Origin of the sequence: Pelagibacterium sp., from assembly GCF_965249125.1 — a bacterium.
Classification (GTDB): Bacteria; Pseudomonadota; Alphaproteobacteria; order Rhizobiales; family Devosiaceae; genus Pelagibacterium.
The window spans coordinates 306380-329787 of record NZ_OZ252217.1; the positions used below are offsets into that span (position 1 = coordinate 306380).

20 protein-coding genes and 3 pseudogenes are annotated in these 23408 nt (G+C 57.5%); 10 read left to right on the forward strand and 13 right to left on the reverse strand.

Annotated elements, in window-relative coordinates:
- Position 1: 1 nt before the first annotated feature.
- Positions 2-1504, forward strand: a complete 1503-nt coding sequence (locus ACP148_RS01575) for a tripartite tricarboxylate transporter permease (protein WP_425033042.1) — start codon at positions 2-4, stop codon at positions 1502-1504.
- A gap of 239 nt (positions 1505-1743) precedes the next feature.
- Here the strand turns inward: ACP148_RS01575 and ACP148_RS01580 are convergent.
- Positions 1744-1985, reverse strand: a pseudogene (locus ACP148_RS01580) (IS110 family transposase); the annotation flags it as partial.
- 64 nt (positions 1986-2049) lie between these two features.
- Here ACP148_RS01580 and ACP148_RS01585 point away from each other — a divergent pair.
- A pseudogene (locus ACP148_RS01585) lies at positions 2050-2977 on the forward strand (IS3 family transposase); the annotation flags it as partial.
- 376 nt (positions 2978-3353) lie between these two features.
- Here ACP148_RS01585 and ACP148_RS01590 read toward each other — a convergent pair.
- From ACP148_RS01590 to ACP148_RS01620, 7 genes are all read right to left on the reverse strand, one after another.
- Positions 3354-3689: an NIPSNAP family protein gene (locus ACP148_RS01590; RefSeq protein WP_425033043.1), complete on the reverse strand. Its 336-nt coding sequence runs from the start codon at positions 3687-3689 to the stop codon at positions 3354-3356.
- Between the two features lie 29 nt (positions 3690-3718).
- The gene (locus tag ACP148_RS01595; protein ID WP_425033044.1) at positions 3719-4921 is read right to left on the reverse strand and encodes an NAD(P)/FAD-dependent oxidoreductase; all 1203 of its coding nucleotides are present in this window, start codon (positions 4919-4921) and stop codon (positions 3719-3721) included.
- A 33-nt stretch (positions 4922-4954) separates the two neighbouring features.
- A complete protein-coding gene (locus ACP148_RS01600) occupies positions 4955-5257 on the reverse strand; it encodes a non-heme iron oxygenase ferredoxin subunit (RefSeq protein WP_425033045.1) in 303 nt (100 codons plus the stop codon).
- 92 nt (positions 5258-5349) lie between these two features.
- The gene (locus ACP148_RS01605; RefSeq protein ID WP_425033615.1) at positions 5350-5763 is read right to left on the reverse strand and encodes a Rieske (2Fe-2S) protein; all 414 of its coding nucleotides are present in this window, start codon (positions 5761-5763) and stop codon (positions 5350-5352) included.
- A complete protein-coding gene (locus ACP148_RS01610) occupies positions 5763-6869 on the reverse strand; it encodes an amidohydrolase family protein (RefSeq protein ID WP_425033046.1) in 1107 nt (368 codons plus the stop codon). The genes ACP148_RS01605 and ACP148_RS01610 overlap by 1 nt, the downstream gene beginning before the upstream one ends.
- On the reverse strand, positions 6866-7945 hold the full coding sequence (locus ACP148_RS01615; RefSeq protein WP_425033047.1) for an amidohydrolase family protein: 1080 nt from the start codon (positions 7943-7945) through the stop codon (positions 6866-6868). Before ACP148_RS01615 ends, ACP148_RS01610 begins: the two co-directional genes overlap by 4 nt.
- Complete coding sequence (locus ACP148_RS01620) at positions 7942-8697, reverse strand: FadR/GntR family transcriptional regulator (RefSeq protein WP_425033048.1); 756 nt, start codon at positions 8695-8697, stop codon at positions 7942-7944. Before ACP148_RS01620 ends, ACP148_RS01615 begins: the two co-directional genes overlap by 4 nt.
- A gap of 159 nt (positions 8698-8856) precedes the next feature.
- On the opposite strand from ACP148_RS01620, the pseudogene ACP148_RS01625 reads away from it, so the two are divergent.
- Positions 8857-9252 (forward strand): annotated as a pseudogene (locus ACP148_RS01625) (IS91 family transposase); the annotation flags it as partial.
- A gap of 656 nt (positions 9253-9908) precedes the next feature.
- Here ACP148_RS01625 and ACP148_RS01630 read toward each other — a convergent pair.
- Positions 9909-10442: a PAS domain-containing protein gene (locus ACP148_RS01630; protein ID WP_425033049.1), complete on the reverse strand. Its 534-nt coding sequence runs from the start codon at positions 10440-10442 to the stop codon at positions 9909-9911.
- A 430-nt stretch (positions 10443-10872) separates the two neighbouring features.
- Positions 10873-11664, reverse strand: coding sequence for an isochorismatase family protein (locus ACP148_RS01635; RefSeq protein WP_425033050.1), 792 nt, complete (start codon positions 11662-11664; stop codon positions 10873-10875).
- A gap of 28 nt (positions 11665-11692) precedes the next feature.
- Here ACP148_RS01635 and ACP148_RS01640 point away from each other — a divergent pair, with 28 nt between their 5' ends.
- The 7 genes from ACP148_RS01640 (at position 11693) to ACP148_RS01670 (ending at position 19355) form a co-directional block, all read left to right on the forward strand.
- Positions 11693-12439, forward strand: a complete 747-nt coding sequence (locus ACP148_RS01640) for an IclR family transcriptional regulator (protein WP_425033051.1) — start codon at positions 11693-11695, stop codon at positions 12437-12439.
- Positions 12440-12552: 113 nt separating this feature from the next.
- Entirely contained in the window at positions 12553-13995 is a 1443-nt protein-coding gene (locus ACP148_RS01645; RefSeq protein ID WP_425033052.1) for an aldehyde dehydrogenase family protein, read from the forward strand.
- A 39-nt stretch (positions 13996-14034) separates the two neighbouring features.
- Positions 14035-15660, forward strand: a complete 1626-nt coding sequence (locus ACP148_RS01650) for an FAD-dependent oxidoreductase (protein ID WP_425033053.1) — start codon at positions 14035-14037, stop codon at positions 15658-15660.
- A complete protein-coding gene (locus tag ACP148_RS01655) occupies positions 15660-16433 on the forward strand; it encodes an SDR family oxidoreductase (RefSeq protein WP_425033054.1) in 774 nt (257 codons plus the stop codon). The genes ACP148_RS01650 and ACP148_RS01655 overlap by 1 nt, the downstream gene beginning before the upstream one ends.
- Positions 16434-16473: 40 nt before the next feature.
- Positions 16474-17457 carry a TRAP transporter substrate-binding protein gene (locus ACP148_RS01660; protein WP_425033055.1) on the forward strand — a complete coding sequence of 328 codons (984 nt, stop codon included), beginning with the start codon at positions 16474-16476 and terminating at the stop codon, positions 17455-17457.
- An 84-nt stretch (positions 17458-17541) separates the two neighbouring features.
- On the forward strand, positions 17542-18054 hold the full coding sequence (locus ACP148_RS01665; protein ID WP_425033056.1) for a TRAP transporter small permease: 513 nt from the start codon (positions 17542-17544) through the stop codon (positions 18052-18054).
- Positions 18051-19355, forward strand: coding sequence for a TRAP transporter large permease (locus ACP148_RS01670; RefSeq protein ID WP_425033057.1), 1305 nt, complete (start codon positions 18051-18053; stop codon positions 19353-19355). Before ACP148_RS01665 ends, ACP148_RS01670 begins: the two co-directional genes overlap by 4 nt.
- A gap of 791 nt (positions 19356-20146) precedes the next feature.
- Here ACP148_RS01670 and ACP148_RS01675 read toward each other — a convergent pair.
- From ACP148_RS01675 to ACP148_RS01685, 3 genes are all read right to left on the reverse strand, one after another.
- A complete protein-coding gene (locus tag ACP148_RS01675; protein ID WP_425033058.1) occupies positions 20147-21127 on the reverse strand; it encodes a branched-chain amino acid ABC transporter permease in 981 nt (326 codons plus the stop codon).
- Positions 21128-22015: a branched-chain amino acid ABC transporter permease gene (locus ACP148_RS01680; RefSeq protein WP_425033059.1), complete on the reverse strand. Its 888-nt coding sequence runs from the start codon at positions 22013-22015 to the stop codon at positions 21128-21130.
- A 172-nt stretch (positions 22016-22187) separates the two neighbouring features.
- Entirely contained in the window at positions 22188-23384 is a 1197-nt protein-coding gene (locus tag ACP148_RS01685) for an ABC transporter substrate-binding protein (protein ID WP_425033060.1), read from the reverse strand.
- Between the last annotated feature and the right edge of the window lie 24 nt (positions 23385-23408).

Here is a 23408-nt window from a genome sequence, read left to right on the forward strand (position 1 = left end):
GATGATTGATTTTTCTCAGGTTGCCGGCGGCTTTTTGGCTCTGCTCGATCCTATAGTCTTTGCCTATATGATAGGTGGATTTTTGATCGGACTTGTGTTCGCAGCCATCCCCGGGCTTACCGGTACGCTTGCCTTGGCGCTTCTGCTCCCAATCACCTTTGGAATGGACGTGACGCCGTCTTTGGTGATGTGCGCAGCACTTTTCATGGCCGGCCAGTATGGCGGCAGCATTACGGCAATTGCCATAAATATTCCCGGCGCGCCCTGTTCTGTTATGACCGGTCTGGAGGGCAACAAACTGATGATACGTGGGGAAGGTGCACGGGCAATGCGTCAAAGTGCTATTGCCTCGGCCATAGGCGGTGTCGTCGGGGCAGTACTTTTGATTCTTCTCGCACCCTTCGTGGCGCGTGCCGCGCTTTGGATTCAGACCCCCGGGAAATTCTCTCTGATCATGTTCGCCTTGGTCATTGTGATCATCTCCAACAAGACTGCCATTTCCAAGGGCATCATCGCAACGGTGCTTGGCGTGATGATCGCCACAATAGGTGTCGACGTCCTCAATCCGGTTGCACGCCAGACCTTCGGCATTTCACAGCTTATCGAAGGCGTAGATCTCATGGCCCTGATCATTGGGACGTTCGCGCTGGCGGAGGTATTCACTCAACTTGTGCGGAGAGGCGCGTTCGCGAAAGACAAGATCGATATTCGACAAAAGATGCGTCGGCTCGACTTTGTTCCTCGATTGAGCGATGTCAGGGAAATCGGACTATGGACTTACATAAAGTCGTCGCTAATCGGTTACGGCGTTGGCGTTCTGCCTGGCGCTGGAGGAAGCGCTGCGTCATTTGTAAGCTATGCGGAAGCTAAACGCGCTTCTAAAAGACCGGAAGAATATGGCAATGGGTCGGGCGAAGGCGTTGCAGCCGCTGAAGCAGCCAATAACTCAATGTGTAGCGGCTCGCTGGTACCGATGCTGACCTTCGGCATTCCAGGCGACACGACGGCAGCCATTATTCTTGGCGTGCTCGTGATCAATGGTCTGCAGCCCGGCCCGCAGCTGTTTACAGAACAGTTCCATCTCGTGGCTCCGATGATGGCAGCATTGTTGGTGTGCGCACTGCTCATACCCATCGCATTGGTAGCACTGGGCCCCATCATCATGCGGGTCGTCCAGATCAACAAGGCGATACTATTTCCGGCCATAGCCGTAATGGCTCTAATCGGGGTGTACGCCTCTACGTACTCCGCCTTCCAGATGTTGCTGGCTGCCATTATCGGCCTTCTGGCCTATCTCATGAACAGACAGGGGTATCCTACCGTTTCTCTGCTACTGGGCTTTATTCTCGGGCCGGACCTCGAGGTGTATTTGCGCAGGAGTCTTTCTATCACGGACGGCAACCCCGCAATATTTCTAACCAGTGGAGATAGCCTTTTCTTTCTTGGGCTGACTGCAATATTTTTTTACTTCATGGTGCTGCGCAGGTCCCCCACACTGACTTGAGAGCTTGATGCGCTTGCGATACGTCTCAGATTTAGGTCGGGAGTTGGAGTGCCCCCCTCAAACTGGGCCGTACCTGGTTTGTCGGAGGTTCCAACTCCTGGGTCGGATGGAGCGTTACGAGCAAACCATCCCATAAGTTGAAGCGCACATTGGCCAGAACGCGGCATCGCTCGACAGTTCGGCCGATATCTTGCGCCAGTCAGTTTGATATCTCTTGTTCGGCTTCACGAACTCGGTGAGATGATCCGAACGGTGTGCCCCCAAGCAGCAATCTTCCGCGCCAGCCACCGGGAACCTGGGCACGCCTCCATCCCAACCAGAGTTGGAGAGGCACGTTCGAAAAACTGAAGGAGAATGTCGCGCCGGAAAGTGGCCTTCTGGATTGGCGACCGGTCGGGTCGAGCCCGACTACGTGGAAAAGGTTCTTCCCGATATCGATTCTGATTACCTCGGCCGGTCGGGGCTTGTTACGTATCGTCATCTGTTCCTCCACTTGCTGACGATGCCCCATTCTGAGCGAGAGGACGGGGCAGGTCATCCCATTAGTGGTAGCGCCCGCTGCCAGGCGAAAGGCTGTCGCTTATCTCAGAGGGACCTTCGAGATGAGCGAGCGGCGGGCGTGTACGGTGCCGGGCTGTTGTCGTAAGACCATGCGATATCAGGCAGCCACGTGGATGATATCGATCTGCGGGATCGGATGAAGGCAATTGCCTATGAACGCCGGCGCTTTGGATATCGTCGGCTACAGGTGCTGTTGCGCCGGGACGGCTATGTGGTCAACCGCAAGCGTCTGTTCCGGATGTATCGGGAGGAGAAACTCTCGGTGCGGCGCAGGGGCTGCCAGAAACGTGCCTTGGAACGCGGGTGCCGACGGTGATCCCCACGGCCCCCAACGAGCGCTGGTCGCTGGACTTTGTCTCTGACCAGCTCAGCGATGTTCGCCGGTTCAGGGTTCTGGCCGTCGTGGATGACTGCACGCGCGAGTGCCGGCGCTCGTCGCAGATTCATCCCTCTAAAGTCTGAGAGTTGCCGGAGAGCTCGAAACGATCATGGCGGCACGGCATAAGCCGAGGATGGTCGTCAGCGACAACGGCACCGAGTTCATCTCCAATGCCATTCTGGGTTTTGCAGGCCGAAAAGATCGATCGGCATTACATCGCACCGGGAGATCCGATGCAGAACGCGTTCATTGAATCGTTCAATGGCAGGCTCAGAGACTCAGAGACGATGCTCAACGAGACCTTTTTCCCGAGCCTCTCCTACGCCCGCACTGACCTTCGAGAATGGCGGGTCGACTATAATGGCAATCTTAACACTCGCGACTGGCTGGCTCACACCGGCCGAATACGCCACTAGCTCACCTACCGACGGGGCCTGGCGCTGCGCTCAATGGCCAGCTGCGCGCCAGCCCCCGTCTTCCACCCGGCTCAACAAGGCCAAAACAACTGCCGCAGTCTAAGTCACGCCGGATAAAAGATGGAGGCAATGGCAAAGCATATACCTTCTGGGCGGTGTTCAAACCAAAATGCCGCAGCGGCACCGGCCTGCCGGCCTATGTGGCCAAAGTGGTCCAGGCTCGAGCACTGTTCGCGATTTACTGAAATGACTGCCAGGAAATTTGCCAAATCCGTAAATCGGGCTCGATCCGATCGAAAACGTCTGGAAATCCCTGCGCTAGAACTGCCTCTCCAACACTTGTTTCAAGTTGCGACCGATCGTCGAAGCCGCCTGCAGGGCATGGCAAAGCCGATCGCAGAGCCAAGACTATTACCTAAATGGGTCCCGGAAATGGACAATGGAAAGTCAGAGGTGAGGGCCGATGGTCCAAATTCACGCCAGTAGGTTAAATTCAATCCAGCGTGGTAAATCTGGATGGAACGGTGAGTGCCTTAAGGAGCGTATTCTCTTGAGCCAAAATGAGAGCTAACTTCGTACTCTTCTCGCGGTAGGCAACCCACTTGGGGTCCTTTTCGAGTTCCGATCGCCTTTGTTCCCGATCCGCCATCGTTTCATAAGCCCACATATGAACAACTTGATTGAGCGGGCCGGTTTCAGTGACGAAATAACCCAAGGGGCGGCCCAAGTATGAGACTTGGATAGGAAGCCCTTCATTTCTGAAGAAATCCACGTACTCATTAACTCGTCCGGGGACGATTGAGTAACGTCTAACATCTACAATATTCATCGATTTTGACCTGCGTATTTAAAAATACACTACAATAGGGTTTTTAATGGTATCCGCGTGTCCTCCAGAATCTGTGGGTCAGGTGTTGTGTTTTTAGAAAGCAGCTTTTCCGCATAGCGTCCCTCGGCCCGGGCATTTGCTGCTGTATAGCCGACGAAATTCCCGCGCCTAAAGTGAAATAGGATGAAGCCCTCCTTGGGAGTTCCCCTCCGATACGTACGGTCGATTTGGTCCAGACTGCCGCCCACCTCAATTCTGACGCCATGCTGATCTGTCCAAAACCATTGCAGATCGGAGTAGGGTTGCGCCATGCCAACCATCGCCGCCCCGACGGCAATGCCGTGATTTTGCGCATGCCGCCAGGATTCACGGGTCAGGTGCTTTTGCGCAGGCGGAAAATAGAATTCGGCAACGTCTCCGGCAGCGTAAATGTCGGGAGAAGAGGTGCGGCCATATTCGTCTACCACGATGCCGGCTCTGACCTCCAGGCCGGCCGCGGACGCCAGTTCCGTATTTCTGACTATGCCGATCCCGCCTATTACACACCCCGTAAGAATGGATGTTCCGTCGTCACAGGTGACCTGCAGGGCGCTATCGTCGGGGCGAATGGCAACCGGCTTGACGCCAAGGCGCAAATCAACTCCTGCTCTGCGATGAATGTTCTCGACAAAGGCCGTGCCTTCGCTCGTGAGACATCGGGACATAGGCTGCGCAGCCGGGTCAATGACCGTTACCTCACAACCAAGTTCACGTGCCGTTGCCGCAGTTTCAAGCCCGATCACACCTGCGCCAATACATGTGACGTGGGGCCGGCTATGTAGCTTTGCTCTGAGCGCACGGGCGTCATCCAGAGTTCTGAGACAATTGGCGTATTCAGCGCCCTCAATGGGGAGGGGGCGGACCCGGCCACCGGTACTCAGCAGCAGCGCATCGTAGTCCAGCACTTCTCCGGACAAGAGCGTAATCTGGTGTTTCTCCGGGCTGATCGATGTTACTGCGGCACTGCCTTGGAATGTAATATGCAGGTCCTCAAGCATGTCGCGTTTACAGACAAGTGGCACGTTCGGTTCGACGTCTGACTTAAGCCATTCTTTGGAGAGTGGGGGGCGCTCGTACGGCAAAGCTTCTTCTTCGCCGACAATAAGGATGCTGCCTTCAAAGCCGGATTGGCGCATCGACACGGCCGCATTCATACCGGTTTGGCCGCCGCCAACAATTATTACCTGTTCCATACGGTGTCTCTTTAGTCTGTAGGTTATAAGCTCCTAGATCGGTAGAGCGACCTCGAGCGTTTCATCATCTGTGATCCGCACGGGGTAGGTAACCAAAGCCTCCGTCACCGGGGCGCACAGGCCTTCTCCAGTTTTCACATCAAAGCATCCGCCATGGAGGGGGCATTCAATGGTGCTACCCTCGAGAAACCCGTCTGAAAGATAGGCCAGAGCGTGAGTGCATATATTGTCCGTGGCGAAAAAATCTCCATCATCAAGGTGATAAAGGGCAATGTTGCAGTCACCGATTTCGAAGGCCTCTACTTCTCCCTCTGGGATATCTGCAGTTTTGGTCAAAGCGACCCATCGTATACTCATATTGTCAGTCAATTCATTCCCCAAGCCATTCGGTGGTTGATAATCTTAAAGATTATTGGATAAGGCCGAAACTAAACGTTCACTACGACGTAGTTCTGCTCGACAGATACATCAAATCGTTCTGCCACGTATGGACCTTTGGCTAATTCTTCCCCTGATCCAACTTCGACCTTGAACTGCTTGACCTTGATGTCATCGGGGCTGCAGTAGGACTGTCCCGTGCGGATGTCGTACTCCCACCCATGCCACGGGCATCGCACCATTTCTCCCTGCCGCGAGTAGGTATAGTGCCCTGGCCGTTCGGACTCGAGCAGACCAACGGTTACGCCGCAAGAAAGGCTGGCGCCCTCGTGAGGGCATTTGTCGAGCAGCGCGAAGAACTCGCCGTCGAGATTGAAGATTACGATGTCCCTCCCTTTGATCGTAACGCGCTTGCGGCTCCCTGTGGGGATTTCGTCAACAGTTGCTGCGACATGCCCAGCCATCATACCGGCCCTCCAAATGCCTCTTGAGAATTCTGCCAGAAGATCTGCATCTTCTCGGTCGCGCTCAACTTTATGTTAAGGGCGTATTTCGGATCATCGAAGTCCCAGTGCGGGTAGTCTGAAGCGAATAGGATGCGGTCCCATCCGATCCAATCGAAGACATCGCGCAGATATTGGGACTTCTCTGGCTCGTCTGCCGGCTGGGTGGAAAACCAGAAGTGCTCCCGCAGGTACTTTGAAGGCTTTTTCTTCAGGTGAGGGACTTCCGAGTGTAGGCGCTTGAATGCAACGTCCATTCGCCACCCAAGAGATGGTGCCCACGCCAGACCCGCCTCAACGATAATCAATCGCAGTGTCGGGAATGCTTCGAAGACGCCCTCAAAAATCAGACTGGCGACAAGGGCCTGCATATTCTGAACGTGCGACTGGTGTTCCTCGGCATAGTAGGAAGGGTGGCCCGACCCGGTCGCAGGACGCCCATTCACGCCCCCGACATGCAACGTTACTGGAAGGTTGTGCGCGGCTGCGGCCCGGTAGATCGGCCAATAGCGCTTGCGGCCGAGTGGCTCTTCACTTTTGGGACTGATCAAAATCTGCGCAAAGCTGCCATGATCTCCTAGGCGCTCAATTTCGGCCACCGCCGCTTCGGCATCTTCCTGAGGAACGACGATGGACCCTTTGAGGCGCGGCTCCTTGCTGATCCACTCGTCAATCTGCCAGTCGTTAACCGCACTGCACATGGCTTTGGCAAAATCGGCATTGCGCTGTTTGTTGCCCACGGGCCACAGAACCTGAAGCACACCGAGTTTGATGTTATTGCCATCCAGATGCTGCTCGGCGAGGAAGCCAAGGTCAGATCCCGGCGCACCACCTGCCGGAGGCCACGCATCACCGCGCGACAGGGCACGCGTCGCTTTCGGATATCCCAGGGATGTGCTGAATGGCTGACGAATGAAGTCGCCATAATTGTCAAAATAGTCCTGCCACTCTTTCGGAAGATATTTTTTTATGTCTGCGGCGCTCTTGAGTGTGGGGTGAATGTCGCAGTCAAATATTCCTGTCTTGAGCGGATCTGGAATTTCAGGCTTGAGGATTGGCTTGTTCACTGCGATTTCTCCTTAAGTCTAGGGTAGGCATCCAACGGATTCACAAACATCATCTTGTTCAGGAGTTCGGGGTCGAAACCTTCGGGAATGGCCAGGTCGCCGTCGAAATGCCAGTGGGGGTAGTCGGTGGCGAACAGAAGCATGTCGTCATTGCCGAGTTGTTCAACGACCTTCTTAAGGGTCTCGGCGTCATCTGGAGCATCCAGGGGCCGTAGTGTTAATCGAACGTGATCTCGAATGATCTGAGAAGGGGTCTGCTTTACCCAGGGGACTTCCATGCGCAGACCGCGCCAGGTCTTGTCGGCGCGCCAAAGGAAACTTGGAAGCCAGGAGATGCCGGACTCCGACAGTACGACACGCAGATTTGGAAATTTGGCAAAGACCCCTTCATAAACGAGGCTTAGAAGCTGCCCCTGCATGCCGGATGCCTGGCTGACATAGTCTTCGATGTAGTAAGAAGGCCAACCCATGCTGGTCGGCGCCTGTCTGTATGTCGTGCCGGCGTGAATTCCGATCGCAATTCCGTGGCGCTCGGCGGCTTCGTAGATCGGCCAGTACTGCTGCTTGCCCAAAGGCGCATCACCCATTGCAAGCAGCAAAACCTGCACGAACCGTTTGTCAGCGGCACAGCGCTCGATTTCGGCTGCGGCCTCGTGCGGGTGCTCCAATGGAATGCTGATTGAGGCGCGCAGTCGCGTATCTTTATCCAGCCAGTTCTCTGCCACCCAGTCATTGACGGCACGGCATAAGGCAGCGGACAGATCCGCCGCATGAAGGCCCATCCCGCCCCACATGACGTTGCAGATAGCAGTCTTTACCGCAAAGCCGTCGAGTACGGTGGAACGCAGGGCATCCAATGAGCTTCCGGGTTTGCCCTTGGCGGGGCGCCAGTCCGGGCGGCAGGCAATGGGACTCTTGGTGCGCTCATAGGTGAGTTCCAAATCATCGATCCCGCGAACTGAAACATGCTCTCGCCAGTGCTCATCAAGGTACGGCAGTAGGACGCCGGTGTTTGGGACAGCGATGTGAACATCGCAGTCAATTGCTCCTGTGGTACTCGGCACCGGCGCGGTCATTGGCCATGCTCCATTGTCTGGTTTTGTTGAAGTTTTTCCTGAGTCTTGATGAGTGCGTCTTTCAGGTGTCGCGTCATCAGGTCAAAGGCGAGTTGACTGTTGCCGTCCACGATCGCCTCGCAAATATCGTGGTGCTCACGGTTGTTTTCCGGGCGCTCTTGAAGCGTGTACATGCTCAAAACGAACAGCTGCTCGTTCTTGTATATGTCGACGTAAGACTGCAGCGTCTGATGCAGAATTGAGTTGCCCGCCATCTGCGCAATAGCACAGTGAAATCTCATGTTCTGATCGTGAAGCACGAAGTCGTCGGTTAGGCTTTCGCGGGCCATATCGACAAACGCCCTGAGCAGCCGGGCATCTGCGGCCGTGACTTTTTCGGCGGCGCGAGCGGCCATCAAGGGCTCTATGGCAAGTCGAGCATCGAGGACGTCAAGAGACATGGCTGGGTCGATGTGGCCAATGCCGGCATTCCCAAAAACCACCCTCATGTTGGTCTCGCGAACATACACGCCTGAGCCGTGCAGAATTTCCACCAGCCCCACAACTTCCAGGCGACGGATGGCCTCCCGCATCGTGGGAGTTGCGACCGCGAACCGTTCGGCCATTGACTTGATTGCGGGCAGCTTGTCGCCCGGTTCCAGCGCTTCCTGATTGATGAGCCGTACGACTGAGTTGACGAGATGATCGGTCAGCGACGCAGGATGTCCCTGCTGTCCGCTTGCGCGTCGGAGCGTGAGGGAAGTTGGCTTCATGGCTATTGACCTACTCATCAGATGACTTGGTCACCTATAGATCTGGTGCTTGGAGGTTGTCAATAGCTTCAGCGCACAACGCAGTGCTTGCCGGAGGATCCGCAGCTCTACGATGGCGCAGCGATCGATGGCTCGAGCCGGGGGGCGTAACCCGAAGCCTGTTCTGACTGCGGGCATCAGCGGATCGCTTATAACTCCTGTCGCAACCGGCACTGCTTGCAGTGCCAAGGTGCCGCATCCCGCGGCTGGCTCGAAGCCCAGGAAGCCAACCTGCTGCCGGTCGGCTACTTCCATGCGGTGTTCACGTTGCCCGCCGAGATCGCCGACATTGCCTTCCACAACAAGGCGCTGGTTTACGACCTGTTGTTCAAGGCGGCATCCCGGACCATGTTGACGATCGCTGCCGACCCAAAGCACCTGGGCGACCGCATCGGCGTCACCGCCGTGCTCCACACATGGGGTTCGGCCATGACCCACCATCCGCACATCCACATGATCGTGCCGGGCGGCGGCCTCACACCTGCCGGACAATGGATATCGCCGCGGCCGGCCTTCCCTGATCTGATAGAGGCTATAGGCGTCCCGTTCTTCCTGGGTCGGCCGTAGATCGGCCAGAAGATCTTCGCTGCGGAACGGCTTGCCGGCTTCAAAATCCTCTGCAACGAAACTGCCGAACTGGGCAATCCGATATTTCAGGTCCAGCAGAGGCAGTCCGTCGGCGTAACCGATCCCGTCAGCGCCGTAGAATTCTCCGCTGTCATCGACCTCATGATACTGGGCACGGCTGACATGGAGTTGATTTCCGAGCACATGCATGGCCGCGGACTTGATATCGTCAGGGTCGCTCAGTCGTTGTAGGATGTCAGTCAGCCGTAGCAGGTAGCGCTGACGCTGCTCGTTTTGTCGCACGGCCGTTTCCGACCGCTTGCGCTCGGTAACGTTGGTGAAGAGAACAGCGACCAGGTTTCGCTCGGCGTCGAGCGGAAAGATATTGAGGTCAAATATTCGGTCCAGCGTGGGCACTGATTCTTCAACACGGATGGGCTTGTTCGCATCCAGCGCCTGACCGTACAGCTCGGTCCAGTGCGGATTAGGAATTTCCAACAATTCCGTCGCCGTTTTTCCTACCGGCCAGGGCATGGACGTGTGCTCGACGAAGGCGGGATTGACCTCGTGGAAGCGGAAGTCCGCCCAATTGCCGAACCTGTCCTTCAGCACTTCGACGACGGCATAGGCCTCATCCATCGAGGTGAAAAGTTGGCGATAACGCATTTCGCTGTCGCGCAACGCGTCCTCGGCGCGCCTGCGATCGTCGATGTTGATATTGAGGGCAAGCCATCTTTCGATATTGCCATCCGCGCCATGCATCGGCGCGGCAAGGACATTGGTCCAGCGCCCGCCCCCATCAGGCGAACGAAGCCGAAATTCGGCGTCGAGAGGCTGCGAGCCGCAATTGCCTCGCGCCATTGCCGCTCGGCATGTTCGCGATCGTCAGGATGGATGGCGTCCAGCCAGCCATAACCCCACTCCTCTTGCGTCTGACCGGTGTAGGCCCGCCAACTGGGACTGTCCTTGATCACGGCGCCAGCGGCATCGGTTTCCCATACGGCCCGGCTCCAGCTTTCCATCAGAACGTGGTGTCGGATGCCGGCTTCACGCAGCTCTGCTTCCGCCGTCGACGCGCGGTTTTCGGCCTCGGCAAGCTGCCGCCTTAACTCATCGATCGTGCCTGGGCTGTCCGGCATTGAACCGTCCTTTCGATCAGGTGGACATGTCCACTGTTAGGGGAACGCGCAACTCGGTGAAAGGACCACAATGGGGTCGGCAGCTGAACGGCCGCCTATCGAGCGACGTTGCCAAAACCGATCAGTGCGCTGATGGCCCCGATTCCGTCAGACTGCAATGCGCCCCCATTCCAGCCGTTCAGGTCACGCTTGCGGCTTACCGAAAGCTGTCGTTCACGGTGGCTAGCCTCTAAGCGATTGGTTGCAATCTCGGCCCGCGGACATGGAGAAGACCATGGAGGCACCGAAATTTGATTGCCGTAACAAAGTTCATTGTGGCTCCCATTACCCATGAATGGGGTGAAGATCAGCTTGAATGCTGCAATGCGATCTCTTTGGCCCGCTTCTCGATTCCTGGGCCAGCCACCCAGAACGGTCGGCCAGCTCGCGATTAAGCAGTCGATACCTGTCGGCTATTCGTCGATCCACGATCTTTGTGAAGTGATGCTGCACATTGATCGACGCTAAGCACATCGCCGAAAACGCCCTTGAAGTTTGCGAGCGAGTTTATGTGCGCGGCATCGGTGTGCGCTGAAAGACCGTCCTCGATCATTATCGATTTGTAGTTTGCCACGGCGGCATCCTTGGCGGTGGACTCGCAGCAGATATTGGTCGCCGTTCCCGCGATCAGGACGGTGTCGATGTTTCGTTCTTGCAAAACTGTGAGCAGATTCGACGACTGTGCGGCCATCGCGCTGAACCGGGTCTTGTGAACGACCAGGTCCTGTGGCCGGCAGTCGAGATTGCTAACCAATTGAGATGCATGATGATCGGGATGCAGGAGAGCCTGCCGCAGGCTTTTGGCTTGTGGCGAGAGTATGTAGTCTTCAAATACGCTCCAGCGAGAAACGTCGGTGGTGGACAGTGTGCGTATCCAAATGACGCAACCGCCTGATCTTCGCAGCAAATCGGCCATGCGGTTTATTGCGGGCACTGTAGCGGCCGCGGAGGCGACCGCAGTGGGATACTGCGGGTCGACGAAGTAGTTTTGCATGTCGATGACAAGCAGCGCGCACCTCAAGGGTTGGATCGAGGTAAAGACACGCTCCGTTGACGTGCCATAAATTGCAGGTCCTGATGTTGGGTTTGCTTGCATATTCATCCTCCACCACTGCGCGGGGTTCGCCGCAACGCCAATCTGAATCGTGACTATTGTCACCCCGCGGATGTTTTTGATATCCATATATGAGAATTCGTACAAGGAGGTGGGCGTGATAGAGCGCAAGACAAGTTTGGAAAAAGTGCTCGCGATCCTCAATCTCTTCAGTGAAGACAAGCTCACCTGGACTGCCGACGAGGTCGTGGCCGCCACAGGCTACAGCCGTCCGGCGCTGTATCGCTACGTCAAGATCATGAAAGACGCGGGGTTGCTGGTTGCCGACTCGCGGTTTGGCTTCACTCTCGGGCCGCGCATTGTCGAACTGGACTATTTGCTGCGGCGCTCCGATCCGCTCATGGTACACGGCGTTCCGGAGATTGATTCTCTGGCTCAATGTTGCCCCGGCAACGCGTTGCTGGTGCGCTGGTACGGATCAAAGATTCTCTGTGTTTATTCCGCACATTCCGGCCAAGGCATCAATACCAGCTACCACCGAGGGCGTCCCATGCCATTGGCGCGTGGCGCCATCGGGCGTTCGATCTTGGCCTATCTTCCAAAGGCCAGACTGGCCAAGCTCGTCAAATCTCGTGTGGATGAGTTCGCAGCGGTCGGGTTTGGTGCCAGTGAAGACGAAATTATCAGCAATTTCAGTCGCATTCGCAACGACGGCTTTGCCGTGGCTTATGGCGAAGTTACGCCGGGTGTCGTTGGCATTGCCGCCCCAGTCCTTGATGCCAAGCGCAGCCCTGTGGCTTCGGTCTGCGTTACTGTGCTCGGCTCTCAGCTCGAAGCCGGCCAGATCGAAGAGATCAGCGAGAAAGTGCGCCAGTCGGCCCACAACATGCATATGAGATATTAGCGATTATCAGGTCGCCGCAATTCACAAAATTCTCAAATATGGAAATTTTGTTTGACAGCGAAAGGTCGCTCTCGTAACCGTGTCGCCAAGCTAACGACACGGGAGAGGGGCTGATGACGACGGTATCGGCGGCCTATATCGGCGGAGAATGGATCGAGGGAGGACCGCAGGCAGACAGCATAGATCCCTCCAACGGCGAAGTCTTCGGGCACTTTCAGTGTGGAAATCGCGACCTTGTGGATCAGGCGGTAGCCTGTGCGCGCCAGACTTTCGAGCAGGGCGTTTGGTCAGATTCGCCTCGCTTGCGTTCGGACGCGCTTTTCGAACTCGCGATCGCTTTGGAGCGTGATGCCAGCCAGTTGAGCGAAATACTTGTCGCCGAGAACGGCAAGCTGCTGGCCGAAGCGCGCGGCGAAGTGGCCGGTGCAATTTCCGAAATTCGATATTACGCCGGCCTTGCCCGTACGGTGATGGGGCGCACGTTTCAAAGCGCCCCGGATGTCATGTCCTTGCTGCACCGCGAGCCTGCCGGTGTCGTCGCAATCATCGTTCCATGGAATGCGCCGATCACGCTTCTCGCGCGTTCGCTGGCTCCCGCGCTTGCTGCCGGCTGCACGACGGTCATCAAGCCGGCCCTTCAGACGTCCGTAACGCACGGGCGGTTCATGGAGTGTGTCAACACCTGCTCGTCGCTTCCCAAGGGCGTCGTGAATTCGGTCAACGAAGTCGATGACGAGGTAGGGCGTGCTCTTGTGGCGCATCCCGATGTCGATGTCGTAAGCTTCACCGGCTCGACGCAAACCGGTCGCAAGATCATGGCGTCGGCCGCACCGACCCTCAAGCGGTTGTCGCTTGAGTTGGGCGGGAAGGCGCCGGCGGTCATCTTTGAAGATGCCGACCTCGATCTTGCGTGCGCCGAACTGACCCGGGGGTCCTTGGTCATGGCGGGGCAGATGTGCGTCGCAGCCGCACGCTTTCTGGTTCACGAAAACATCGCGCCCCAGTTCATCGAAAAGATGAAGCACGCTTATTCGTCCGTGCGGACAGGTCCGGGCAGTGATCCGCAGAGCCAGATGGGCGCGCTGATCGACAAGGCCAACCAGCAGCGCGTGCTCGCTCTGATCGAGCAGGCTGGCGACGAAGGCGAGCTTATCGTTCGGGGGAAGGTTCTGGAGGGAAGCTTTGCCAAGGGTAGCTTTGTGACCCCCACCTTGTTTCGGATCGAGGATACGTCGTCGTCCCTGGTCCAGGACGAGCTGTTCGGGCCCATCGTCTCGCTGGAAACGTTCGGAAACGAAAGCGAGGCGATTGCCAAGGCAAACGCAACAAGCTTCGGGCTCGCCGCGAGCGTTTTTACCCGAGACCTCAATCTCTCGATGCGCGCATCGCGCCGCATTCGCTCAGGCACGGTCTGGCTCAACAGCCACACGCGCCTTTTTGCCGAAGCCGAGACGGGTGGGTATCGCCAATCCGGCCTGGGTCGACTGCATGGAGTTGAGGGGCTCAATGACTTCCTTGAAACCAAGCACGTCTACTTCGAGGCGGGCTTGAGCTAGCCGGCGACGGTCCTTCTTTTATCTGTTTCGGGTTTGACTATGACTGTTACTGACTCTCTTTCAACTCAAGTCGCAATTGTGGGCGGGGGCCCTGTGGGTCTTGGCCTTGCCATTGAGCTTGGGCAGCGCGGCGTGGATGTGGTGGTCGTCGAGCGCTATCACCAGCCCCAGCCCGTTCCGAAAGGACAAAATCTTACCCAGCGGACGATGGAACATTTCCATTTCTGGGGCGCCGAACCGATGCTGCGGTCGGCCCGTACGGTGCCCGCCGAATACGGTATCGGAGGCATGACCACCTATGGAACGCTTCTAAGTCCCTACACCTACGACTGGTTGCAGCGTGAACTTGTTCAGTCGTTCTACTACCAGGAGAATGAGCGACTTCCGCAATATCAGACCGAAGCCGTGCTGCGTGCACGCGTCGCCGAGCTGCCGTCAGTGAAAGTGCTATACGGCTGGAGTGGCGACGCGGTCGAGCAGGACCAGGATGGTGCAACCCTACAAGTGAACGAACGGGAAGGGGACGGCACGCGGACGATCCATGCCCAATTCGTCGTGGGTTGCGACGGCAGCCGGTCGGGCATTCGCGAAACAGCCGGTATCACTCAGACGCGCTCGGACCACGACAAGCTGATGGTGCTGCTCGTCTTCCGCTCCACCGCTCTGCACGAACTGCTCAAGTGCTATCCGAACAAATCATTCTACAACGTCCTTCATCCCGACCTTAAGGGATATTGGCAGTTTTTCGGTCGCGTGGATCTAGGAACCACGTGGTTCTTTCATGCCCCCGTTCCCAAAGACACCAATCGCGACAATTTCGACTTCCACGCCTATCTCCACAGGGCTGTGGGCCAAGAGTTCGATCTCGATATCGATTATGTCGGCTTTTGGGATCTCAGATTTGCAGTGTCCGATACATACCGCAAGGGTCGGATTTTTATCGCCGGTGACGCCGCGCACAGCCACCCGCCCTATGGCGGCTATGGCATCAACACGGGTTTTGAAGACGCCCGAAATCTGGGCTGGAAACTGGCTGCCTTCCTGCAAGGGTGGGGCGGGGAAGACCTGCTCGATTCCTATAGCGGCGAGCGCCAGCCGGTCTTTGCATCTACGGCAAAGGACTTCATCGAAAAGTCGATCCATGTCGATGGCGATTTTCTCGCAAAGTTTGATCCTGACATGGACAAACAGGCTTTCGAAAATGAGTGGAACCGCCGTCGTAATGGGGCCACCGAGGAAGTCGGTGCTTTTGAACCCCACTATGAGGGCAGCCGGACGGTGTTCGGGCCCGATGACGGCCGAACCAATGCCATGGGCATGCACCAGCATCGTGCGCGGGCCGGGCATCATTTGTCTCCAGCAATGCTGTCGGACAGCACGAACGTTTATGAGCGGCTCGGCACCGGATTTACGCTCATTGCGCTCGATGCGCTCCCGGGAGAAATCAGGCGATGGATCGATGCGGCCAAGGCTCTCAGCGTGCCGCTCGAAATTGTCGAAGATAGCGCTGCTGATAGCCGCTCACTCTATGAGAGCCGGTTCATCCTGGTCCGCCCCGATCACTTTATTACGTGGTGCGGCGACTCGGTGGACGTCAATCCGGAGGACATTCTCTCGGTCGCCATCGGCGAACACGCTGCACCATTTCGGAGCTCAGTCGCATAATGAACGACAGCATGACAGGAAACAACGTCGCGAGCCTTGAGGGCAAAGTCGCCATCGTGACGGGCGGCGCCCGCAACATTGGGCGTGCCATAGTCGAGCGCCTGGCCAAGGCAGGCGCCAACGTAATGATCAATTTCGGCCCTGGAACCCAGGAACAGGCGGAAGAGCTTGCATCCGCACTCACACAAGAAGGTCGCACGGTCGGGATCATCGCAGGCGACCTCTCCGATGCCGAAGCGGCGGGGGCAATCTTTGATTGTACATTGAAGATGTGGGGTCGGGCAGACATCCTGGTCAACAACGGTGCTATTACCGGTCCCCGGGCAAAACTCAGTCAATTGTCGACTGCCAATTTCGATGAAATTTTTGCCGTCAATGCGCGTGGCGTATTTTTGATGATGCAGCAGGCGATGGCAAAGCTTTCGGATCACGGCCGGATCGTGTCCATCGCGTCGAGTACGACTCTTTACCCCCAGCCCGACCTTGGTGTCTATGCGGCAAGCAAAGCGGCGGTGAAGGCGCTGTCGGAAGCCTTCGCGCTCGAAGCCGGCCAACGCGGCATCACCGTCAACACCGTCATGCCGGGCCCGGTCGTGCCTGGAATTTTCGATGCCGCGCCTCTTGAGAGGCAAAGGGCCATCCAGCAGGCCTCGCCCTTCGGCCGTCTGGGCACGCCGGCTGATATCGCCGACATCGTTGCCTTTCTCGCCAGCGAGGAATCGCGCTGGATCACCGGCCAGCACATCTTGGCCAACGGCGGATCACAGCGCTAAAGCCACACCTGAAATTCAGAACTTCAAAAGGAGGAAAACCATGAAGAATATAGTTCTCGGCACAGCGGCCATCCTGGCCTTGACGACGACGGCTTCGGCGGCAGAATGGACCTACGCCCACTACAACCAGCCAACTCACGAACTCCATCTTGGCGTGGCACTCGAAATGGCTCAGGATGTCGAAGCGGCGACCAATGGCGAACTGACCATCAGGGTCTTTCCGTCTGGCGAATTGGGTGCAGGCCCCGCGCAGCAATATTCGCGTGCACTTGACGGCATCGCCGATGTCACCCAAGGCCTCGTGGCCAGCGACACGTTCCCGCTGCCGCGCACCATGCTGATGGAATTGCCAAACCTATTCGACACCCCCCAGGAAGCCGTCGACGTGCTTTGGGAAAATATCGAATTGTTCGAACCCGATTTCCAGGGCACGAAAGTGATGGCTCTGTTCCCCAACAACCCTGCGGCGCTGGTTCTCAACCGACCGGTGAGTTCACCCGCCGATCTTGAAGGGCTCAACATTCGCGCATCTTCGGCCATCGGGGCCGGCATTATGGAAGCATGGGGCGCGACCCCCGTGACGATGCCGGCAGGCGACCTTTACAACGCCCTCCAAACCGGCGTGATTGACGGCGCGCTAATCGGCATCGACGGGATCAACGCCTATCGTCTGCAAGAAGTGGCCAGCCATGTCATCACCAACCTGCCTGGTAACATCACGATGTTCTATGTCGTCGCCAACCGTGACAGCTGGGATGGCCTGTCTGAAGATGTCCAGGCTGAAGTGCTTGAAGTCACCGAACATGCGCTCAGCATGAAAGGTGCCGACGCCTTTGCCGCTTCGGGCGAGGAAGCCATTGAGGCCATCAACGCATCCGGAAACACCGAAATCGTTGTCCTGACAGCCGAACAGCGGGCCCTTTTTGCTGAACCGTTGCCGGCCATGATCGAAAACTATCTCGAGCAGGTGAGCGCTGCCGAGGGATTTGATGCGCAGGAAATCTACACAGCGATTTCCCAGTAGCGTCTGAAAAAAAGCCGAGCGTTTGGCGCCGTTGGTTGTGGCGCCAATCGCTCACGTTCGCACAGGGAGGTTACGTTGGTTCGCTTGGCATCCATCCTATCGGCGCTTAATGCCGCGCTTGCTCTGCTGGCGGGCATTTTGCTTGTGTCGCTCGTCGGATTGACAGCCGTCAATGTCATTCTTCGGTACTTTTTCGGTTCGGCGGTATTTGGCGCATTCGATCTGCTGCAGGCGGGCGTCGCCACGGTAATTTTTCTGGCGATGCCGTATTGCACCTGGCGCGACGGACACGTGGCTGTCGACATTGCCTACAATCTGTTCTCAAAAATAGTCCAACGCTGCGTTCTGGCCATGTCGGACCTGATCTCCGGCGCGGTTCTTTGGCTTCTGGCGTATCGATCCGCCACCGCAATGGTGTCGGCGTTCACCTATGGCGAGCGGTCGTCCTTGCTCGGCATCCCCTTTGCCCCGCTGTGGGGCTTTATCGCCTTAGGCGCAGCTTTGGGTGCGGTATCGTGCGCAGGACGCCTGCTGCTCAACGCGACCAACAATTTGCACCTCATACCGGGCACCAGCGAAGAAAAGATCGTTCAATGAGCGCGTTCACCATTGGTCTAGTTGGGATCGCGGTTCTTTTCGCGTTGCTTGCGCTCCGAACCCCTGTCGGCTTTGCGATGGCCGCCGTCGGATTGGCGGGCATCACGATTTTGCAGAACGAAAGAGCCGCGCTTGCAACCTTTTCGACTGAAACGTTTGAATTGGCGCTCAAGCTCGATCTCATAATCATCCCGTTTTTCGTTCTGATGGGCAATTTGGCTGGCGTGAGCGGATTGAGCCGCAATCTCTATGATGCCGCCTATGCCTGGATCGGCCACCGCCGCGGCGGACTGGCATCGGCCACAATCTTGGGCTGCACCGGATTTTCCGCATTGAGCGGCTCGTCGGTCGCTTCTGCCGTCACGATGGGGCAAGTCGCTTTGCCGGAGATGCGGCGCTACAAATATGACGAAGGGTTTTCCGCAGCCTCGGTCGCGGCGGGTGGAACTCTGGGGATTCTCATCCCGCCTTCGACGGGTTTCGTGCTCTATGCGCTATTGACAGAGCAATCGATCGGCCAGCTTTTTGTGGCCGGTATTCTGCCCGGCATCCTGCTGATGGGGCTATTTCTCACTACCATTGCCATAGTTGCCTCTTTGCGGCCATCGGTAGCGCCATCAGGCGAGCGGTTGACGTCGCGGGAGCGGTATTCGGCAACTATGAAGGCTCTGCCGTTCCTTCTGGTCGTGGTCGGAACGGTGGGCGGCATTTATGCCGGCATCTTCACGCCCATGGAGTCGGCCGCCATTGGTGTTGTCGCGACCCTGGCGATCGCCTTGTGGAGACGATCGCTCACACCGTCCAATTTCTCACGCATAGTGCGCCAGACAGTCTCGACGACAGTGATGTGCTACACGATCATCATCGGGGCCAACGTTCTCAACCCGTTTCTCGCCCGGTCTGGCCTAACATCCTGGGTATCTGAGACAGTGCTGAGCCTGCCAATGGATGCGACAGCGACGCTTCTGCTCATCCTGGCGGTCTTCGTGCTGCTTGGAACGTTCATGGAAGGCTTTGCGATGCTAGTGCTCTTGGTGCCGATCTTCTTTCCGGTCATCATGGCTTTGGGCGTGGACCCGATCTTTTTTGGTGTCCTTGTTGTTATCGCGCTTGAGATTGGGCTTATTACGCCCCCGGTCGGCATCAATGTGTTTGTGGTCAAGGCACTCGTTCCACACGTCCCGTCCACGCGGATATTTCTCGGCATCCTACCATTCGTGACCGCGATGGTGCTCGGCGTGGGATTGCTCTTGCTCTTTCCACAAATCGCACTCTTCTTGCCGAGTACGATGTTTCGTTGACCGCTGAACTTCTCAGGAACCAATTTCTGAGGGCTGCTTCTGTCATGTAGAGCACTATAAGTTTGGGTCAATGTCATCCCACCATCTGGATACCGTGAGTTAATCTCTCGTCCAGATTGTTGGGCTAGAGGGCTGGAGGTCGGAATCTTCGGTTGTTTCGCAGCCTCCGCTGCAACCGGCGTCGCTGTCTCATGTATAATTGAGCCGCCGAACGTCAGCTTACCCATTTGGTTAGCCAGAACCCGCCAGTCCGGAATCGGCCCCAATTTTGCCTGCATGCAAAGCGCCCTTTGCACGAACATTTTGAAATTGCAGGAGCCGCGGCCATTATGTCGACGGCAAGGTCATTGACCGCATCGAGCAGCGCTTTGTCTACTACGAGAAGCGCGCTGCGGCATCCTGATGAGGTCGGTACGAATGGTACGAATAGAACCCATTTCGGTACGAATAGAAGGTCATCACCGGTAACGAGCGGGAATGAGGAAGGGCAAATAGAGTGGTGGAAACAATCGGATAGCCCGATAATGCGCGACGCGCAGCCAATCCAGCAATGCGTTCACACGGCAGGGGTCACTGGTTCAATCCCAGTTACACCCACCATTTCTTTATCTCACGCGCCGTACCACTCGACCCATGACGCGTCAAAGCCGCGCCACGCGCTTCGCTGGCGCTCCGATGGGGCGCGCGACGTCGCGCGGGCCGCAGGCGCGGCCTTGTCCGGTTCGGGGTTGCTCGGGCTGTCCTCACCATTTTTCTGCCGTTGGAACTTGTGGCACTGGGGGCCCGAGCGGCTACATGGGCTTTTTGAGCCATTTGCCGAGCACGCCCACGATGCCTTCGCGGAACATCAAGACGGCGATGACGAAGATCGTGCCCTGCAGCACGGTGACCCAGGCGCCGAAGCTGGCGAAATAGTTCTGCATGGTCACGATGATCGCCGCGCCCACGATGGGGCCGAAGACTGTGTGCATGCCGCCGAGCAGCGCCATAAGCACCACTTCACCCGACATGGACCAGTGAACGTCGGTAAGCGAGGCGAGCTGGAATACGAGGGCCTTGGTGGCGCCCGCGGCACCGGCCAGGGTCGCCGAGAGCACGAAAACGGCGAGCTTGTAGCGATTGACGTGATAGCCCAGCGAGCGGGCGCGGGGCTCGTTTTCGCGAATGGCCTTGAGCACCTGCCCGAAGGGCGAGTGAATGATGCGGTAGATGAACAGGATGCCGCCAAAGGCGATGAACAGGACGAAAAAGTAGAACGCGGTGTCGCTGGAAATATCGAAAAGCCCGAACAGCATGTTGCGCGGCACGGCCTGTATGCCGTCCTCGCCGCCGGTGAACGGCGCCTGGAGGGCAAAGAAATACACCATCTGGGCAAAGGCCAGCGTGATCATTGCGAAATATATGCCCTGGCGCCGGATGGCGAGGAGGCCGATGACCAGTCCCAGCAATGCGGCGGAGCCGGCGCCCAAAAGAACCGACATTTCAGGGGAAAAGCCCCAGGCCTTTGCGGCGTGGGCCGAGACATAGGCGGCACCGCCGAAATAGGCGGCATGGCCGAACGAGAGCAGCCCGCCATAGCCGAGCAGGAGATTGAAGGCGCATGCAAAGAGCGCAAAGCACAGCACCTTCATCAAAAAGACCGGATAGAGAAACAGCGGCGCAACGAGAAAGAAGGCCACAAGTGCGGCAAAGATCACCAGATGATGGCGAGGGATGCCCATATCCTGGGCCGGGGTGCGGGTTGTCTGGCCGGTCAAAGTCTGATCGCTCATTTATACGGTCCTTCCGAACAGACCAGCGGGTTTGACCAAAAGCACGATGGCCATGATCACGAATATGACGACGGCTGAACCTTCAGGATAGAACACCCGGGTCAGCCCTTCGACGATCCCCAGCCCGAACCCGGTGAGGATGGCCCCGAGGATCGAGCCCATGCCGCCAATGACCACGACGGCAAACACCACGATGATCAGATCGGCGCCCATATTGGGATTGACCGAATAAATGGGCGCGGCAAGAACCCCGGCCAGCGCGGCCAGGGCCACGCCGAACCCATAGGTCAGCGTGATGAGGCGCGGCACGTTGATGCCGAAAGCGCCCACCATTGTAGGGTTTTCGGTGGCGGCCCGCAGATAGGCGCCCAGCGGGGTCTTTTCGATGAGGAACCAGGTGCCAAAGCACACAACGAGAGAGGCAACGACCACCCAGGCCCGGTAATTGGGCAGGAACATGAAGCCCAGATTGGTGCCGCCCTGCAATTGGGAGGGAATTGTATAGGCCAGGCCCGACACCCCATACTGGTTGCGGAACAGGCCCTGGATGATCAGCGCCAGACCGAAGGTCAACAGCAGGCCGTAAAGATGGTCGAGATGGTAGAGCCGCGAGATCATCAGGCGCTCGATGACTATGCCCGTCGCGCCGACGATCACCGGGACGAGCAGCAGGGCCCACCAATAGGGGATGCCGGCATAGGTGAGCAGCATCCAGGCCACGAACGCGCCCATCATGTATTGGGCGCCGTGGGTGAAATTGATGATGTTGAGCAGACCGAAAATGACCGCCAGCCCCAGGCTGAGCAGAGCATAAAACGATCCGTTGATCAGCCCGAGCAGCAATTGCCCGAACAGGGCAGCGGCCGGAATGCCGAAAATCTCGAACATGGCGTATGACTTTCAAAGGCACTTGGAAAGTTTTTTTGCTTTGTCGCGTTCCCGAACCGGATAACCAGTACTCATCCCCGATCGGGTCGAGGACATGCTTATCCTGGGAACGCTCCAATGGGACGCGCCGGGGAGGAAACCGGCGCATCCCGATTTGGGTCAACCCGCGATGTCACTCAACGAGTTGACACCCACCCTGATCGAGTGGACGGAAGGCGTTGGCGGCCGGGATCGTGTAGCCCAGTTCATAGTAATCCCACGGACCTTCGGACTGATCGGGCGATTTGACCCGGAACAGGTACATGTCGTGGATCTTGCGACCGTCGGCGCGGATTTCGCCCTGGCCGAACAACGGGTCGGATGTGGGCATGGCCTTCATCGCTTCCATGACAGGGCCGGCCTCAACGCTCTGGGTTTGTTCGATGGCCTTGAGATAGTGCAGCACGCCAGCATAAACGCCAGCATGGACCATTGTGGGCATGTCGCCATCGTTTAGCTCGGCGAAGCGCTGCGACCATTCGCGGGTGCCGTCGTTGAGGTCCCAGTAAAAGCTCTCGGTGAGCACGAGGCCCTGGGCGGTTTCGAGCCCGAGCGCGTGGACGTCGGTGATGAACATCAGAAGCGCCGCCAGCGACTGGCCCGATTGGGTGATCCCGAATTCGGAGGCCTGCTTGATGGCGTTGATGGTATCGCCGCCCGCATTGGCAAGACCGATCACCTCGGCGCCCGAGGATTGGGCCTGCAGCAGGTATGAGGAGAAATCCTGTCCGGGGAAGGGGTGACGCACGGTGCCCAGCACTTCGCCGCCGGCGGCCTCGACAACCGCTGAGGTATCGGTTTCGAGCGCGTGGCCGAAGGCGTAGTCGGCGGTGAGGAAGAACCAGCTGTCGGAGCCGGATTCCACCATGGCCGAGCCTGTGCCATTGGCCAGCGCCCATGTGTCATAGGTCCAATGGACTGTGTTGGGCGAGCATTGCGAACCCGTGAGGTCTGCCGAGCCGGCCCCGGAATTGATGAAGATCCGGTCTTTCTCGCGGGTGATCTCATTGACGGCGAGGGCCGCCGAGGAGGTGGGCACGTCGAAAATGGCATGGACGCCCTCTTCGTCATACCATTGACGGGCGATATTGGATGCCACGTCGGGCTTGTTCTGGTGGTCGGCCGAGATGATTTCGACGTTGATGCCCTTGTCGGCGGCCATGAAATCCTCGACTGCCATCTGGGCGGCGATCACCGAACCTTCGCCCGAAAGATCGGCATAGATGCCCGAGCGATCGTTCAGGACGCCGATCTTGACCTCGATCGCGTAGGCCGAGCCGGCCATGGCGCTGGCCATGGCGAGGGCCAGGATTGGGGTTGAGATTTTCAATTTGCTATCCTCCCTTGGTGAAAT

Bases quoted from the DNA above. Each gene is read 5' to 3' on its own strand.
- ACP148_RS01575 (WP_425033042.1), top strand. From the start codon at position 2: ATGATTGATTTTTCTCAGGTTGCCGGCGGCTTTTTGGCTCTGCTCGAT.
- ACP148_RS01590 (WP_425033043.1), bottom strand. From the start codon at position 3,689: ATGAATATTGTAGATGTTAGACGTTACTCAATCGTCCCCGGACGAGTT.
- ACP148_RS01595 (WP_425033044.1), bottom strand. From the start codon at position 4,921: ATGGAACAGGTAATAATTGTTGGCGGCGGCCAAACCGGTATGAATGCG.
- ACP148_RS01605 (WP_425033615.1), bottom strand. From the start codon at position 5,763: ATGGCTGGGCATGTCGCAGCAACTGTTGACGAAATCCCCACAGGGAGC.
- ACP148_RS01615 (WP_425033047.1), bottom strand. From the start codon at position 7,945: ATGACCGCGCCGGTGCCGAGTACCACAGGAGCAATTGACTGCGATGTT.
- ACP148_RS01620 (WP_425033048.1), bottom strand. From the start codon at position 8,697: ATGAAGCCAACTTCCCTCACGCTCCGACGCGCAAGCGGACAGCAGGGA.
- ACP148_RS01630 (WP_425033049.1), bottom strand. From the start codon at position 10,442: ATGCCGGACAGCCCAGGCACGATCGATGAGTTAAGGCGGCAGCTTGCC.
- ACP148_RS01635 (WP_425033050.1), bottom strand. From the start codon at position 11,664: ATGGATATCAAAAACATCCGCGGGGTGACAATAGTCACGATTCAGATT.
- ACP148_RS01645 (WP_425033052.1), top strand. From the start codon at position 12,553: ATGACGACGGTATCGGCGGCCTATATCGGCGGAGAATGGATCGAGGGA.
- ACP148_RS01650 (WP_425033053.1), top strand. From the start codon at position 14,035: ATGACTGTTACTGACTCTCTTTCAACTCAAGTCGCAATTGTGGGCGGG.
- ACP148_RS01655 (WP_425033054.1), top strand. From the start codon at position 15,660: ATGAACGACAGCATGACAGGAAACAACGTCGCGAGCCTTGAGGGCAAA.
- ACP148_RS01660 (WP_425033055.1), top strand. From the start codon at position 16,474: ATGAAGAATATAGTTCTCGGCACAGCGGCCATCCTGGCCTTGACGACG.
- ACP148_RS01670 (WP_425033057.1), top strand. From the start codon at position 18,051: ATGAGCGCGTTCACCATTGGTCTAGTTGGGATCGCGGTTCTTTTCGCG.
- ACP148_RS01675 (WP_425033058.1), bottom strand. From the start codon at position 21,127: ATGAGCGATCAGACTTTGACCGGCCAGACAACCCGCACCCCGGCCCAG.
- ACP148_RS01680 (WP_425033059.1), bottom strand. From the start codon at position 22,015: ATGTTCGAGATTTTCGGCATTCCGGCCGCTGCCCTGTTCGGGCAATTG.